At 59.4% G+C, this 13,796-nt stretch carries 10 protein-coding genes and 1 pseudogene; 3 read left to right on the top strand and 8 right to left on the bottom strand.

All coding sequences use genetic code 11. The annotated features are described in order from the left end of the window. Positions 1–39: 39 nt before the first annotated feature. A complete protein-coding gene (locus GKZ68_RS13300; RefSeq protein WP_173115583.1) occupies positions 40–717 on the bottom strand; it encodes a phosphatase PAP2 family protein in 678 nt (225 codons plus the stop codon). A gap of 124 nt (positions 718–841) precedes the next feature. Between GKZ68_RS13300 and GKZ68_RS13295 the strand changes: the two genes are divergently transcribed. Beyond that, positions 842–2,131 (top strand): aminopeptidase P N-terminal domain-containing protein, encoded by a 1,290-nt coding sequence (locus tag GKZ68_RS13295; RefSeq protein ID WP_173115581.1) that lies wholly within the window; start codon positions 842–844, stop codon positions 2,129–2,131. Positions 2,132–2,194: 63 nt separating this feature from the next. Here GKZ68_RS13295 and GKZ68_RS13290 read toward each other — a convergent pair whose 3' ends face one another. Both GKZ68_RS13290 and GKZ68_RS22150 read right to left on the bottom strand, forming a co-directional pair. Beyond that, positions 2,195–2,761, bottom strand: a complete 567-nt coding sequence (locus GKZ68_RS13290; RefSeq protein ID WP_254243994.1) for a class I SAM-dependent methyltransferase — start codon at positions 2,759–2,761, stop codon at positions 2,195–2,197. After that, positions 2,761–2,979: a hypothetical protein gene (locus tag GKZ68_RS22150; RefSeq protein WP_254243993.1), complete on the bottom strand. Its 219-nt coding sequence runs from the start codon at positions 2,977–2,979 to the stop codon at positions 2,761–2,763. Before GKZ68_RS22150 ends, GKZ68_RS13290 begins: the two co-directional genes overlap by 1 nt. Positions 2,980–3,178: 199 nt before the next feature. On the opposite strand from GKZ68_RS22150, the gene GKZ68_RS13285 reads away from it, so the two are divergent. Then, the gene (locus GKZ68_RS13285) at positions 3,179–3,796 is read left to right on the top strand and encodes a hypothetical protein (protein ID WP_173115579.1); all 618 of its coding nucleotides are present in this window, start codon (positions 3,179–3,181) and stop codon (positions 3,794–3,796) included. 84 nt (positions 3,797–3,880) lie between these two features. Here GKZ68_RS13285 and priA read toward each other — a convergent pair whose 3' ends face one another. The 5 genes and pseudogenes from priA to rpsF all read right to left on the bottom strand — a co-directional run bounded on the left by priA (position 3,881) and on the right by rpsF (position 12,023). Further along, positions 3,881–6,427 (bottom strand): primosomal protein N', encoded by a 2,547-nt coding sequence (gene priA / locus GKZ68_RS13280; protein WP_254243992.1) that lies wholly within the window; start codon positions 6,425–6,427, stop codon positions 3,881–3,883. 71 nt (positions 6,428–6,498) lie between these two features. Next, positions 6,499–10,815, bottom strand: coding sequence for a GSCFA domain-containing protein (locus GKZ68_RS22725; RefSeq protein WP_217275255.1), 4,317 nt, complete (start codon positions 10,813–10,815; stop codon positions 6,499–6,501). Positions 10,816–10,892: 77 nt separating this feature from the next. Continuing rightward, positions 10,893–11,336, bottom strand: coding sequence for a 50S ribosomal protein L9 (gene rplI, locus GKZ68_RS13265; RefSeq protein WP_173115576.1), 444 nt, complete (start codon positions 11,334–11,336; stop codon positions 10,893–10,895). 9 nt (positions 11,337–11,345) lie between these two features. Continuing rightward, a complete protein-coding gene (gene rpsR / locus GKZ68_RS13260) occupies positions 11,346–11,621 on the bottom strand; it encodes a 30S ribosomal protein S18 (RefSeq protein WP_173115574.1) in 276 nt (91 codons plus the stop codon). 19 nt (positions 11,622–11,640) lie between these two features. Beyond that, positions 11,641–12,023 (bottom strand): annotated as a pseudogene (gene rpsF, locus GKZ68_RS13255) (30S ribosomal protein S6). Positions 12,024–12,484: 461 nt separating this feature from the next. On the opposite strand from rpsF, the gene GKZ68_RS13250 reads away from it, so the two are divergent. Further along, positions 12,485–13,756 carry a cytochrome c3 family protein gene (locus GKZ68_RS13250; RefSeq protein ID WP_254243991.1) on the top strand — a complete coding sequence of 424 codons (1,272 nt, stop codon included), beginning with the start codon at positions 12,485–12,487 and terminating at the stop codon, positions 13,754–13,756. Positions 13,757–13,796 lie beyond the last annotated feature (40 nt).

The following is a 13,796-nucleotide window of genomic DNA, read 5'->3' as shown; positions in this document are numbered from 1 at the left end:
AGTGCCCTCGCTTTTGGATTGGGGCTAGGAGGTGAGATACTACGGACGCGCCGTTTGCCCTGGGCGGCGCAGGCGCCACTGGTACCAGGCTTTTGGGTGCTGCTCCAGGTAGGGTAAGAGCCAGGCTAGTACTGCTAGGGTAAGGCCGGTGCCCAGCACCGAGCCGGCGTATACATCCTCTACAAAGTGCTGGGCCAGGTACACCCGCGAGTAGGCAGTGAGCGCCGCCAGCGCCACAAAGGCGTAGCCCCAGCGCTTGTCCTTCACCAAGAGCGTAAGCAGCAGGAATACCGAAAACGCCGACGTGGAGTGTCCCGATGGGAAGCTCTTGAGCGTACCCATCACTACCCCCTCTACTACGTGCAAGGCTGGAAAGCCCGGGTTTTCGCTGAAATAGCGGAAGGGCCGGGGATGGCCCGTAAAGATGAGTTGCTTGCCGATTTGGGCGGCTAGCGAGGTCACGGCAAAGCACACGAAGCTCACCAGCGCCCAGCGGAAGCGCGCAAACAGCAGCCCCAGCGTGATAAGCACGTAGAACAGCCCGTCGCCCACGTTGGTGAAGGGCCGAAAAAACTGGTCGAAAAACGGCGTGTTGTGGCTATTTACCCAGAAAAAAGCCGTGTGCTTGGGCGTGGCCAGCAGCACGGTGCCGAGTAGCAACAGCAGCGCGGCGTAGGGAATCAAAAAGGTGCGGGTTTGCCGGAGCAGATAAAGCATAGGGAAAGTGGACTTGCCGCGCCGGAGGGGGGTAGGGACCGGGCAAAATTACCGCCGGCCAGCCGGGCGCGGGTTGGGGCCAGCCGTAACTTGCGCTTCCTAACCCGTTTTTTCCCGCTTCAGTATGCGCTACGGTCCCATTGCCCCCGAGCTGTTTGTTGAAAATCGCCGCCGCTTTCGCGAGTTGCTGCCGCCGCAGTCGCTGGCTATTTTTAACGCCAACGACATTCTGCCCACCAATGCCGACGGTACGCTGGCGCTCAAGCAAAACACCGATTTGTTTTACCTCTCGGGCGTCGACCAGGAGGAAACCATCCTCGTCATTTGCCCCGACGCGGCGCTCGAAAAGCACCGCGAAATCCTGTTTGTGCGCGAAACCTCGGAGCTGATTCTGGTGTGGGAAGGCTATAAGTTGACCAAGGAAGAAGCACGCCAGGTGTCGGGCATCCCCACCATTATGTGGGTCGACCAGTTCGAAACCGTGCTGCCGGCCCTCATGAACGAGGCCGAGTACGTGTACCTCAATTCAAACGAGCACATCCGGGCCGTGGTAGAAGTTGAAACCCGCGACGCCCGCCTCATCAAGAGCCTGCAGCGCCGCTACCCCCTGCACCAGTACCGCCGCGCTGCCAAGCTCACGCACCAGCTGCGGGCCATCAAAAGCTCCGAGGAAATCCGGCTTATGCGCCGCGCCTGCGAAATCACCGGCAATGCATTCCGGCGCCTACTGGGCTTTGTGAAGCCGGGCGTGTGGGAGTATGAGGTGGAAGCTGAGATAATGCACGAATTCATCAGGAGCGGCTCGCGCGGGCCGGCCTATACCAGCATTATCGGCAGCGGCGAAAGTGCGACCATTCTGCACTACATCTCCAACGACCGGCAGTGCCAGGACGGCGACGTGCTGCTGCTCGACTTCGGCGCCGAATACGCCAACTACGCCGCCGACCTCACGCGCAGCATCCCGGTCAGTGGCACCTACACGCCGCGCCAGCGCCAGGTGTATGAGGCCGTGCTACGGGTATTTAAATTCGCCAAAACCCAGCTCGTAGCAGGCAATGAAATCGAAGCCTATCACAAAGCCGTGGGCCAGGCGATGGAGCGGGAACTCATTGGGCTGGACCTGCTGAATGCCAGCGACGTGAAGAACCAGGACCCCGACGCGCCACTCTACAAGAAGTATTTCCCGCACGGCACCAGCCACTACCTGGGCCTCGACGTCCACGATGTCGGCTATAAATATCGCAAGTTTGAGGCGGGCATGGTGTACACCATCGAGCCGGGCATTTATATCCGCGAAGAGAAGCTAGGCATTCGTCTCGAAAACGACTTTCTCATTACGCCTAATGGCAACGAGGACCTGATGGCCGACATCCCGTTGGAGCTAGCCGACATTGAGCGCCTTATGAAGCGCTAGGCATCCTGCTCAAACAGCGCGTCGTGCTGATGGAAGAAGCATGACGCGCTGTTTCGTTGAAAATTATTGGGGCCGTCGGAACAGCAGCAAATGCTGTTGCGGCAGCGTTTCGCGCACTTCCACAAACTCCAGGCCGATGGCGGCCATCTCCTTGCGGGCCTGTTCCACAGTCATTTTGTGAATGGCCTTGATGGGCACATTCGGGTCTTCAGCCCGGTACTCGACCAGGGCTAGCCGGCCGGTGCCGGGCCGCAGGGCCTGCCGAATGGCTTGGCCCATCTCGCGCGGGTGGTCAAACTCGTGGTAGGCATCCACGATGAGCACTACATCGACGGCGCTGGCGGGCAGGTGCGGGTCGGTGGTGGTGCCGAGCACGGGCTCCACGTTGCGCAGGCCATTTCTGGTTTGGCGCTGCCTTAGCTCAGCCACCATTTCGGGCTGAATATCCACGGCCAGCACGCGGCCGCGCGGCACGAGCGGGGCTAGCCGAAACGAAAAAAAACCCGTGCCCGCCCCGATATCGGCCACCACATCGGTGGGCTTGAGGTGCAGCTCCTTAATAAGCGCATTAGTGCCTTCTTCCTGAGGGCGGTCGGCGCGCTCCAGCCAATCGGCGCCCTCGTGGCCCATTACGTGGGCAATTTGCCGGCCTTGGTAGTAGCGGCCAATGCCGTTGGGGTCGCGGGGGGGCGGCTCACGTAGCCCGCCGAATCGGGCGGGCGCGCCGTGATAGTAGTGGCCCGCAGGCTAGCCGCATTCACCACGTTCGACTCCATCGGGAGCTGGGTGCAGGCGGTAATTCCTGCTACGGTTGCCAGGCCAGCCCAAAGCACTACGGCATATCTCATAAGTAATAACGTCAGTCCAAAACCGGCTTTTGCCAGCCGCACAACAACGGCGGGAGGCCTAGCGTTCAGCCCTGGATGGCGAAGCTACGTGAGCCCCGCCGCTTGCGTGAATAAAAAAAATGCGCCAGACTCAGCCAAAACCATTTTACTAACGTAATGCGGGCACAATTCTTTCACTAACCTTTTTGCTTTTCACCTTATGCAGAACCTCACTTCTACCCTGGGCCGCCTCGCAGTGGTCCTCACCGGCGCACTGGCGCTGGGCTCGTGCAGCCGCGCCAACTATGCCTTCCTGCCCAAAGCCGACTCCTACCTCGGCACTACTGCCGCCGCGCCCAAAGCGCACTATGCGGCCCCGGTAGCCACCTCCACGGCTACGCCCGCGCAGGCAGCAGAGGCCAGCCAGGTTGCAACGCCTGAAGCGCCTGCCATTGCACCCGAGGTCACGGTAGCTACCGCGCCCAGTGCAGCCGCTACGCCCAAAACGGCTGCGAGTGCAGAGACAGAGGCAGTTGTTGCTGCTGCTCCAACTACCATGGCTACTACCCCGGTCGCCGCTCCCAAGCTCAACGTGGTGCAGCGCCTGGCACTGAACAAAGTGATGCGTAAGCTGAATAAGCAAACGCAGAAAATAAGCGCCCGCCAAGGTGATAACACAGCCTCGACAGCCCGCGGCGCGGTTAGCGGCAACCTGAAAATTGGTATTGTGCTGCTGCTGATTGGCTTGCTCGTAGGCTTGCTCAATGGCTTTATCGGGGCCATCATTGCCGTCATCGGCCTGATTTTCATTGTGCTCTGGTTGCTCGACCAGATTTAAGCTGCATCGTGAAGTTTCACCAAAAAGCCCCGGCTGCGTCTTGCAGCCGGGGCTTTTTAAGAAGCGGTAATTAATGTCTGCGCACTACATCGGGTCAACATCCACTATCAGCCGGGCCTGGCGATATTCTTTTTGGTCGCGCACTACCTCCAGCGCGGCGCAAATGGCTAGCTTGGCAGCTTTCAGCACGGTGTGTTCGCGGCTGAGCTTGATGACTATTTCCTGCAAAAAGAAATTGCGAATACGGAAAATATAAGGTGCCTCGGGCCCGAGCACCGGCCCGCGCCCCAGGCGGTCGGCCAGCTCCTGCGTGAGCAATATGGCGGCTTGCTGCGCCAGCTCCTGGTCCATGTGCTTCACCGTCAGGCGTATCATGCGGGCAAAGGGCGGGTACTCGTGCTCGCGGCGCTGGGTTATCTCGTACTCGTAAAACTCCAGGTAGTCGTTGCGGATAACCTTGTCGAAGATTACCTGCGTTGGGTCGCCGGTTTGAATGAGCACTTTGCCTTTCTTACCCTTGCGCCCGGCCCGGCCGCTCACCTGCACAAACATCTGGTAGGCGCGCTCGTGGGCCCGGTAGTCGGGGTAGTGAATGATGGCGTCGGCATTGACGATGCCCACCAGGCTCACGTTTTCAAAATCGAGGCCCTTGGTTACCATCTGGGTGCCCACGAGTACGTTGGTTTTTTGCTGCTCAAAGTCGCCGATAATCTGCTGGTAGGCGTTTTTGGCGCGCGTCGTGTCCAAGTCCATGCGCTGCACGTTGGCCTGGGGCAGCATGATTTTGAGGTCGTCTTCCAGCTTCTCGGTGCCAAAGCCTTGGGTGCGCAGCGCGCGCGAGCCGCAGGCCGGGCACTGCGTGGGCATGCCTTCGTGGTAGCCGCAGTAGTGGCAGCGCAGCTCGTGGGCGTGCTTGTGGTAGCTCAAGCTCACGGCGCAGCTCTGGCACTTAGGGATGTAGCCGCAGTCGTTGCACTCCGTGACCGGGGCATAGCCGCGTCGGTTCTGGAACAGGATAACCTGCTCCTGCTGCGCGATTTTGCTTTCCATCGCGTTCAGCAAGTCAGCCGAGAAGTGGTTGTGCATCTTCTTCTCGGCGCGCAGCTTGCGGGTGTCAATCAACTCAATCTCGGGCATGCCAGCCTCGCCAAAGCGCTTGCTCAGCGTGACGAGGCCGTAGCGGCCTAGCCGCGCCTGGTAATAAGTTTCGACGGCCGGCGTGGCCGAGCCTAGTAGCACCTTGGCACCCTGAAAGTTGCCCATCATCAGAGCCACCTCGCGGGCGTTGTAGCGCGGGGCGGGGTCATACTGCTTGTACGAGCTTTCGTGCTCCTCGTCCACGATAATCAGGCTCAGATTATCAAACGGCAGGAACACCGCCGAGCGCACGCCCACTACCACCTGGAAGCGCCCCGAGAGCACACCATTCCAGACTTCCACGCGCTCGTTGTCCGAGAATTTAGAGTGGTACACCCCTAGCCGCGAGCCAAAGACGCGCATGAGGCGGGTCACAATCTGAGCCGTGAGCGCGATTTCGGGCAGTAAGTAGAGTACTTGCCCACCACCATCCAGCGCCTGCCGGATGAGGTCAATGTAAATCTCCGTCTTGCCTGAACCCGTGACGCCGTGCAGCAGCACAATGTTTTTCTGGTCAAAAAGCGTCATTACCTCGTCGCGGGCCGTTGTTTGAGCCTCACTGAGCTGATAAGGCATCTGCGCCAGCGGGTTTTCCTCCAGCGGAAAGCGCGACACAATCTGGTCGAACTGCTCCAGCACGCCGTTCTTAATCAGCGTGTTCACGGCCGAGGCCGACAAGTGCGGCGAGCTGGTGAGGTAAGCCTTTTCGATGCCTTGGTGGTTGAGGTGCTCGTTGTGGTGCACCGGTACGCGCTGCAAGTATTTGAGTAGCACATCGACCTGCTTGGGCTTGGCAGCCAGGTCCTCAAATAGCCGCTCCACGGCGGCGGTGCTCACGTAGTGGTGGGCTAGCCGCACCTTCTTCAGCACCTTGGGCGTGTACTTATCGGAAAGCTGCTCAAACAGAAAGATGATGTCTTTTTGCATCAGCGACTTAATAACCTTGTGAAAGGAAGCGATACCTAGCAGGTCGCCCACTTCAGTAAAGGTCAGGGCCTTGCCATCCTCCGTGCGCAGGTTGTCGACGATGCGCTGCTCCTTTTCGTCGAGCGGGTAGGGGCTGCCCTCAGTGAGGTAAGCAGGATGTAGCTGAATGCGCGACTCCGAGCTGAGCTTGAGCGCGGCCGGCAGGGCGGCATTTATCACCTCGCCCAGGGTGCAGAGGTAATACTCACTTATCCAGCGAAATAGCTTGAGCTGTGGCTGGGTCACGACGGGCGCGTCGTCAATAAACTCCAGAATGTATTTGGCCTGGTAGTCCTTGGGCGGCGTTTCGTGCACGGCGGCCACGATGCAGCTGAGCGTGCGCTTGGCCCCAAACTGCACAATGACCCGGCCGCCAATTACCACGTTGTCGTTCAGCTCGAAAGGCACCCGGTAGGTATAGAGCTTAGGCAGCGGCAGCGGCAAAATCACGTCCACAAACAGCGTTACCCGGTCGGGCATCGCCGCCGGGGCGGGCGTGGGAGAGGCAAATTCAAACGTAAGCGACACGGGAAACGGCTAGGGCAGGCGAATAGTAAAGATAACCCCAACCGCCTGGAGATGGGTCGTGGCAAAGCGGCTTATTGCTCGGGCAGGGTTAGCTGCGCCAGCGCCTCGGCTACGGTGTGCACTGGCAGCTGGCAGGCGCGGTGGCGGCACACGTAAATAGTGGTGCGGTCGGTGCCGCTGCGTCCCTCCAGCAGGGGCAAATTACTGGTAGTCAAGGTGCCGGCCAGCACCTCGTTGGGTAGAAAATGCCGTCCTAGCTGCTGGCGAAACTTCTCGGCTTGTGGCCCCGCGATGGCTACTTCGGCACCGGGCCGCAGCAGTGCCACGTAGAGGCTGGCCCAGTTGGTGAGGTGCTGCGGCTCCCTCACTACTAGCGCCTGCGCCTGGGCTAGCATAGCGGCGGCCAGGCTTTGATAGTCAGTATTTTCCAGGTGCCGGCCCAGGCGCAACAGGTTGTGCGCCATCACCGAGTTGGAGCCGGGGATGACATTGTCGAACAACTCCTTTTTGCGGGCAATGAGCGGCTCGGCGCTGGCGTCGGTATAAAAGAACTGCTGCTCGGCAGGGTCAAAGAAATTATCGAGCACGTAGCTAGCCAGCGTTTTAGCCTCGTGCAGCCAGCTTTCGGTGAAGGTGGCTTCGTAGAGGCTCACATAGGCTTCAATTACCAGCGCGTAGTCTTCCAGAAAGCCGTTGATGGTGGCGCGGCCGTTTTTCCAGGTGCGGTAGAGGCGCGGCCCCTGGCGCAGGTTGGCTTGCAGAAATTCGGCATTGCGCAGGGCAAGGTCCAAGAATTCTTGCTCGCCAAAAGCACGGTACGCTGCGAGCAGGCCGCTGAGCATGAGGGCATTCCAGCCGGTCAGCACTTTGTCGTCGAGGCCCGGCCGCACGCGCTTGGCGCGCGCGGCTAGCAGCGCTTTTTGCCAGCCGTGGATGAGCTTGGCCAGCACGTGAGGCTCCAGATTATGCTCTTGTGCAAAGTCCTCGTCGGGCTGCCGCCTGTGCAGAATGTTGCGGCCGTGCTCCCAGTTGCCCACGCCGGTGCACTGGTAGTAAGCCGAGGCTAGCGGCTCCTCGTCACCCAATATTCTTTGCAATTCTTCGCGGGTCCAGACGTAGAATTTACCTTCCTCGCCTTCGCTATCGGCGTCGAGCGACGAATAGAAGCCGCCTTCCGGGTTGGTCAATTCGCGCCGCACCCAATTCGCGGTTTGAAACACGACTTCGCGGTAGAGTGGGTCTTGCGTCACCTGGAAGGCCTCGCTGTAAAGGCTGAGCAGCTGGCCGTTATCGTAGAGCATTTTCTCGAAGTGCGGTACCAGCCACTCCGCATCGACCGAGTAGCGGGCCCAGCCGCCGCCCACCTGGTCGTAGATGCCGCCCCACGCCATTTCGCGCAGCGTGCGGTTGACTTGACTAAGCACCTGCTGGCTACCCGAAATGTGATGAGCGCGCAGCAAAAAACGCCAGATGCTAGGCATCGGAAACTTAGGCGCGCGGTTGGTGCCGCCGCGCTCGCGGTCGAAGCGCTGCGCCAGATTGTAGACCAGCAGCTTGAATTCCTCGTCCGTCACGCCGGTGCTGGCTAGCTCGCCGGCCGCCCCGTATTTCTCCAGCTCGCTAGCCTGCAACACTTGGGCAAAGCGCTCGGCCGACCCATCCAGCTCGGCGCGGTGCTCGCCGGCGTAGGCCTGGGCCACGTTTTCGAGCAGCTTTACCCAGTTGGAGTGCGGAAAGTACGTGCCGCCATAAAATGGCTTGGCTGCGGGCGTGAGCAGCACGTTGAGTGGCCAGCCGCCCTGAATGCCCATTGCCTGCACCGCGTCCATGTAAATCTGGTCCACGTCGGGCCGCTCCTCGCGGTCTACCTTGATGCAAACGAAATGCTCGTTCATTACCCGCGCCACCTGCTCGTTCTCAAACGATTCGCGCTCCATCACGTGGCACCAGTGGCAGGCCGCGTAGCCAATGCTGACTAGGATGGGTTTTTGCTCAGCCTGGGCCCTGGCCAGCGCTTCGGGGCCCCACGGATACCAGTCCACGGGGTTGTGCGCGTGTTGCAGCAGGTAAGGGCTGGTTTCGTGTGCTAGCCGGTTGGCGGGCTGGGTAGGGGAGGCAGACATAGGGCAGCGGGTAGCGGGGTAAAATAAAACCCAGCCGGCAGGGCTGGGTTTTAAAAAATTAAGCGGCTGGCGCGTCGGTAGCTGGCGGCGCGGCGCGCTTAGCCGGAGTCTTTTTCGCACTAGGCTTTTTGGGCGCTGCTTTCTTCGGGCAGCTGGCTTTTTAGGGGCTGATTTGGGGGCTTTAGCCGGGCGTTGCGCCGGCGTTTCTGGTGGGGCAGGAGCGGCGGCTTCAACTGGAGCGGGCGTTGCTTCAGTACTGGCTGCCGGAGTAACAGCAGGGCTAGCCCCTGCTGCCTTTGGGCGGCCGCGGCGGGGCTTGCCAGCAGCCGTGGCGGTTGTGCCGACGGCAGAGACTGCTTCCTGTGGGGATAGCGTGGTTGCGGCAGTTGTTTCGGCGGGGCTAGCCACCATCGTATCCAGCACGGCCGGGCGCTCTAGCAAGGCGACCGGAATAAGGGGAGGCGAAATAATCGGGGCCATCGCCGGGCTTGCTTCGGTGGCCGCCTCGGCCGCTGCTTTTTCGGCCGGGGTAGGGTTGCGGTACAATTCATTGCGCCGCCCACCGCGCTTCACCAGCCCGGACTTCGCAATGACTTTCGATTTCTTGGGAGTAGGCCCCGTGCCGCGCTTGCGCACGGCGGTAGCCGGCTCGGTGGGCGCGGTCGCAACTGGTTCAGTATGCGTTGCGCCCGTGAGTGGCGGTGAAATAAGCGGGGCCTCGTTTGCAGTACCTGCTTCCAACAGGATTTCACTGGGCAATACACCGGCTATTTCCTGGGCGGCTTCCTGGGCCAGTTCTTCTGCTGCTAAGGCATCCGGGTTTTTGCCGGAAGTATCTTCCGTTTGCTCGGCAGCCAGGCGGGCGGCATGCTTGCGGGCCGTGCGCTTGGCCCCGCCCCGCGAGCGGCGCTTTTTCTTCTTGGCGGGATAAGCGGAGCTTTCTTCAGTCGGCAGTAAGATATTCTCGTCGTTGGTAAGCAACGCTTCCGCATCGGCGGCAACGGTTAAGTCGCCGATTAACGAACTATCATCAACCAGTTCAGCCGCTGGCTCAACGGCCCCAGGCTGCACAACAGAACTATTTTCCTGGCTACCGCGGCGGTCGCGGTTGGGGCGATTGTTACGGTCGTTGCGTCTGCCGCTGCGGCGATTATCATCGCGCCGTTCCGGCTGAGTTGCTGCCAGCGGGAGAGTTTCCGCAGCAGTAGCTTGCTCACTGCCAATGTCGATGCGCTCCTCGTCGTCATCGGGTTCCGCAATAGGCACGCGTACTGGCTTGGGCGGCGGCAGGGCGGCTAGCTGACGCTGCACGTCGCGCAGCTCCTGGCGCACATCTACGCCCTGGCCGCTCATGCGCTCGAGGCGCTCGGCGGTTTGGTCGAGGAAGGTGCGGTGCTCGGGCGCACCCAGGTGCAGTGGCCGGTGGCCCAGCGACTGCCGCACGGCGGCCCACTCCTTGCGGAAGCGACCAAAATCAGCGTCGAAGTAAGCCCGCGCAAACTTGTCCCAGATGTAATCCTCCGCTACTTCCGACGGGTGCAACATATCGCTGGCATAGAAGCGGTAGTCGCGCAGTTCATCCAATAGCAGCTCGTAGGCCGGGAAGTAGCTCACCCCGGGCAGCAATTCGCTCAGGTAGTGACAAGCTACGCGCAGTACCGACTTACTCACCGCGTTCAGCGATAGCGTGTCTTTAATATGACGCACTGGGCTCACGGTGAGCACAATGCGTACGTCAGGATTAAGCCGGCGTAGCGAGGCGTGGACCTCGGCTAGCCCGTTTACCATCTCATCAGCCGTCAGCAGCTCTTTTTCGAAGAGGCTGGCCGGCAGCTTGTGCAGGTTGCTCACCAACTCGCCGGTTTCGCGCAGGCGGTAGGCCCAGGCGGTGCCCAGCGTTAGCACCACCGCATCGGCGGTGCGCACGAAGTCGCCCACCCGGCGCACGGTTTCCTGAATTAGCTGCAACAGTTCGACCGGCGACTCGGCCCCCACGGTGCTGTGAAAGTCGTAGCTCTGCCAGCGGCCGCGCGCTTCTACCAGGTGCTGCTGCCAGTCCTGTTCTTCACCGGCGGCGGCGCGCAAAAGCTGCGCCAGGGCTAGCGGTTGAAACACCGTCCCGAAAGGATTGACGAGCGCATTTACTTTATTCAGCCGCAGCCGGGTGCCGATGCTGTCGGCAAAGCACGAGCCTACCGTGAGCACCCGCGCCGTGCGGGCTAGTTGCCGCTCCTGCGGCGCAATAGTTAGTTCTGTCCGAAACATGAATCGCAAAGGTAGGCCCAAAAAAAGACGCCCCACCTCGCGGCAGGGCGTCTTGCTAACGTGCTGGCGGCTAGCCCTTAGGCAGCCACTACGCGGAAGTTGATGGTGTGCTTCACTTCCTTGTGCAGGTTCAGGGTAGCGGTGTAGTCGCCGGCCGTGGTGGGCTCCTGGTCGAAGCTCAGGCGCTTGCGGTCTACGTCGATGCCCTTGTTTTTCAGCGCTTCAGCCAGTTGCAGCGTAGTTACACGGCCAAAGATTTTGCCGGTCTCACCCACTTTGGCAGGTAGGTCGAACACCTGGGCGCCAATCTGGTCAGCTACTGCCTGGGCATCAGCTTTCACCTTCTCAGCTTTGTGAGCCGCCTGGCGCACGTTCTCGGCTACAATTTTTTTGGCCGATTTATCAGCCAGAATAGCCAAACCCTGCGGCAAGAGGTAGTTGCGGCCGTAGCCGGATTTTACCGTTACGAGGTCGTTCTTGTAGCCCAGACCCTTAACGTCGTCTTTCAGAATGATTTCCATGTCTTAGGTCTATTTCAGGGCGTCAGTTACGTAGGGCATTAGGGCCAGGTGACGAGCTTTTGCTACCGCCTGAGCCACTTTGCGCTGGAATTTCAGGCTGGTGCCAGTGATGCGGCGGGGCAGCAAGCGGCCCTGCTCGTTCACAAACTTCAGTAGAAAGTTCGGGTCCTTATAGTCTACGTACTTGATACCGTTCTTCTTGAAGCGGCAGTACTTGTTGCGCGTGTCAACCGGCTTGTTGCCGTTGTCGCGGTTGTTGTTATTACGGTTATTTTGCGTAGCCATCGTGTTGCGTGCTAGAGGGTTACTGAGCTACGGCTTCGGCCGCCTGGGGCGCCTTCTGTTGGTTCATTTCGCCGTTACGACGGCGCTCGTTGTACGTCACAGCGTGCTTGTCGAGCACCGTGGTGAGGAAGCGGATTACCCGCTCGTCACGACGAAATGCCAGCTCTAGCACGTCTACGATGTTGCCTTCGCCGCTGTGATTGTAGGTCAGCGTGAAGTAATAACCGGTGGATTTCTTTTGAATCGGGTAAGCCAGCTTGCGCAAGCCCCAGGCTTCAGTAGAAATGAGGTCGGCGCTATTTTCCTTAAGCACCTGCGAGAACTTCTCGACCGTCTCTTGCACCTGGCCCTCGTTCAGCACGGGGTGAGGATGAAGACCGTCTCGTAATTTCTTACGTCCATTGACGGGGTTGATTTATGAAAGTGAAAAAAATGAATCGGGGGGCAAAGGTACTGATTTTTCGGCGCATTACCAAGGCTGTGCCTCAACAGCTTGCCGGCTTGTTTAAATTGGCTAGGGCCGCTTAAGAAAAGAATTGGCTGTTGCCGGGATTTTATACGCTTATTATGCTAGCAGAAAAAACAAAGCCATTGAAAGCAAGTTGCCCAAGCAGCCAATATCTTAGTAATACCTAGGATGCGAAAGCAGGTCGTAAAGTGAATTTAGTTTGCTTCCAAATAAGATGGAGTAACCTGAAAATGCCATTCTCACCTTTGCCGCCCACGATTCCTAGCCTACATTTGTACCCCGGAAAGGGTACGCCCGCAATCCGTTTTACCGGTTCGTTTGGATGATGAATAGCTTTCTATCACGCACCAGTTCTTGGGTGCTAGCACTATTTCTAGCCGTCGCGGCTCCGGCTTTGGCCCAGGAGACTGCCACCGTTAGCAAAAACGGCGTTACTCCCGGTGGCGCTGCTACCGCCACGCCGGCCGCCGCCGCCGCGCCCGCTGGTGCACAAGGTGCCGGTGGCGGCGACGCCGCCGCAATTGCCGCTGGCGACGCACTTTTCAAAAACAACTGCGCCCAGTGCCACGCAGTTAACGACAAAGTAGTTGGTCCGGCACTGGGTGGCATCAGCAAACGCCGCCCCATTTCCTGGATTATTCCGTGGGTACACAATTCGTCGAAAGTTATTGCTAGCGGCGACGAGTATGCCGTGAAGCTATATAACGACAACGGCAAGCAGCAAATGCCCGCTTTCCCGCAGCTGTCGGATAAGGAGATTACGAGCATTGTGGCTTGGGTTACCTCGCAGGAAGGTGGTGCTACAGCAGGCACCGGCGGTGTTACCGCCGGCAATGCTGCTGCTGCCGATGGTCAAACCGGGGGTGCTGCGGCCGGCGCAGCGGCCGGTGGTTACACCGACATTCTACTCATCGTACTGGTAGTGGTGCTGATTGTGCTGGTGGTAACCCTGGCCATCATCGCTAACCTGATGAAGGACGTGCTGCAAGGCCGTAAAGACCTTGATGGCCGCGACGTAGAGGTGCTGAACCAGCGCTTTGACTGGACCAAGCTCTACTACTCGCCGGTGTTGCGCGGTATCGTGGGTACGGTGTTCGCCCTAGTGCTCCTCTACGAAGGTGTACAAAGTGTAATGGCAGTGGGCCTGACCCAGGGCTACCAGCCAACCCAGCCGATTGCGTTCTCGCACAAAATTCACGCTGGCGAAAATCAGATTAATTGCGCCTACTGCCACACTTCGGTATACAAGGGTAAGTCGGCGAACATTCCTTCGGCAAACATCTGCATGAACTGCCACTCGCAGATTAAGACGGAGTCGCCGGAAATCAAGAAAATCTACCGGGCTATCGAGCGTAAGCAACCCATCCAGTGGGTGCGCGTGCACAACCTACCCGACCTTGCTTACTTCAACCACTCGCAGCACACGCAAGTCGGTGGCATTCAGTGCCAGACCTGCCACGGCCCCATCCAGAACATGGAAGTGGTATACCAATATTCAGCCCTCACGATGGGCTGGTGCATCAACTGCCACCGCGAGACGCCGCTCAACACGAAAGGCAACGCCTATTACGACAACCTCGTGAAACTGCACGACAAGTCGAACAACGCCGTGCCCTTCACCGTGTCGTCGAACGGCGGTACCGAGTGCTCGAAGTGCCACTACTAATATTTTCCTAGCTAAGCTTTTATAAAGACATGAGTTGAGT

Origin of the sequence: Hymenobacter sp. BRD128, from assembly GCF_013256625.1 — a bacterium.
Classification (GTDB): domain Bacteria; phylum Bacteroidota; class Bacteroidia; order Cytophagales; family Hymenobacteraceae; genus Hymenobacter.
This window is presented reverse-complemented; position numbering and strand designations above follow the sequence as displayed.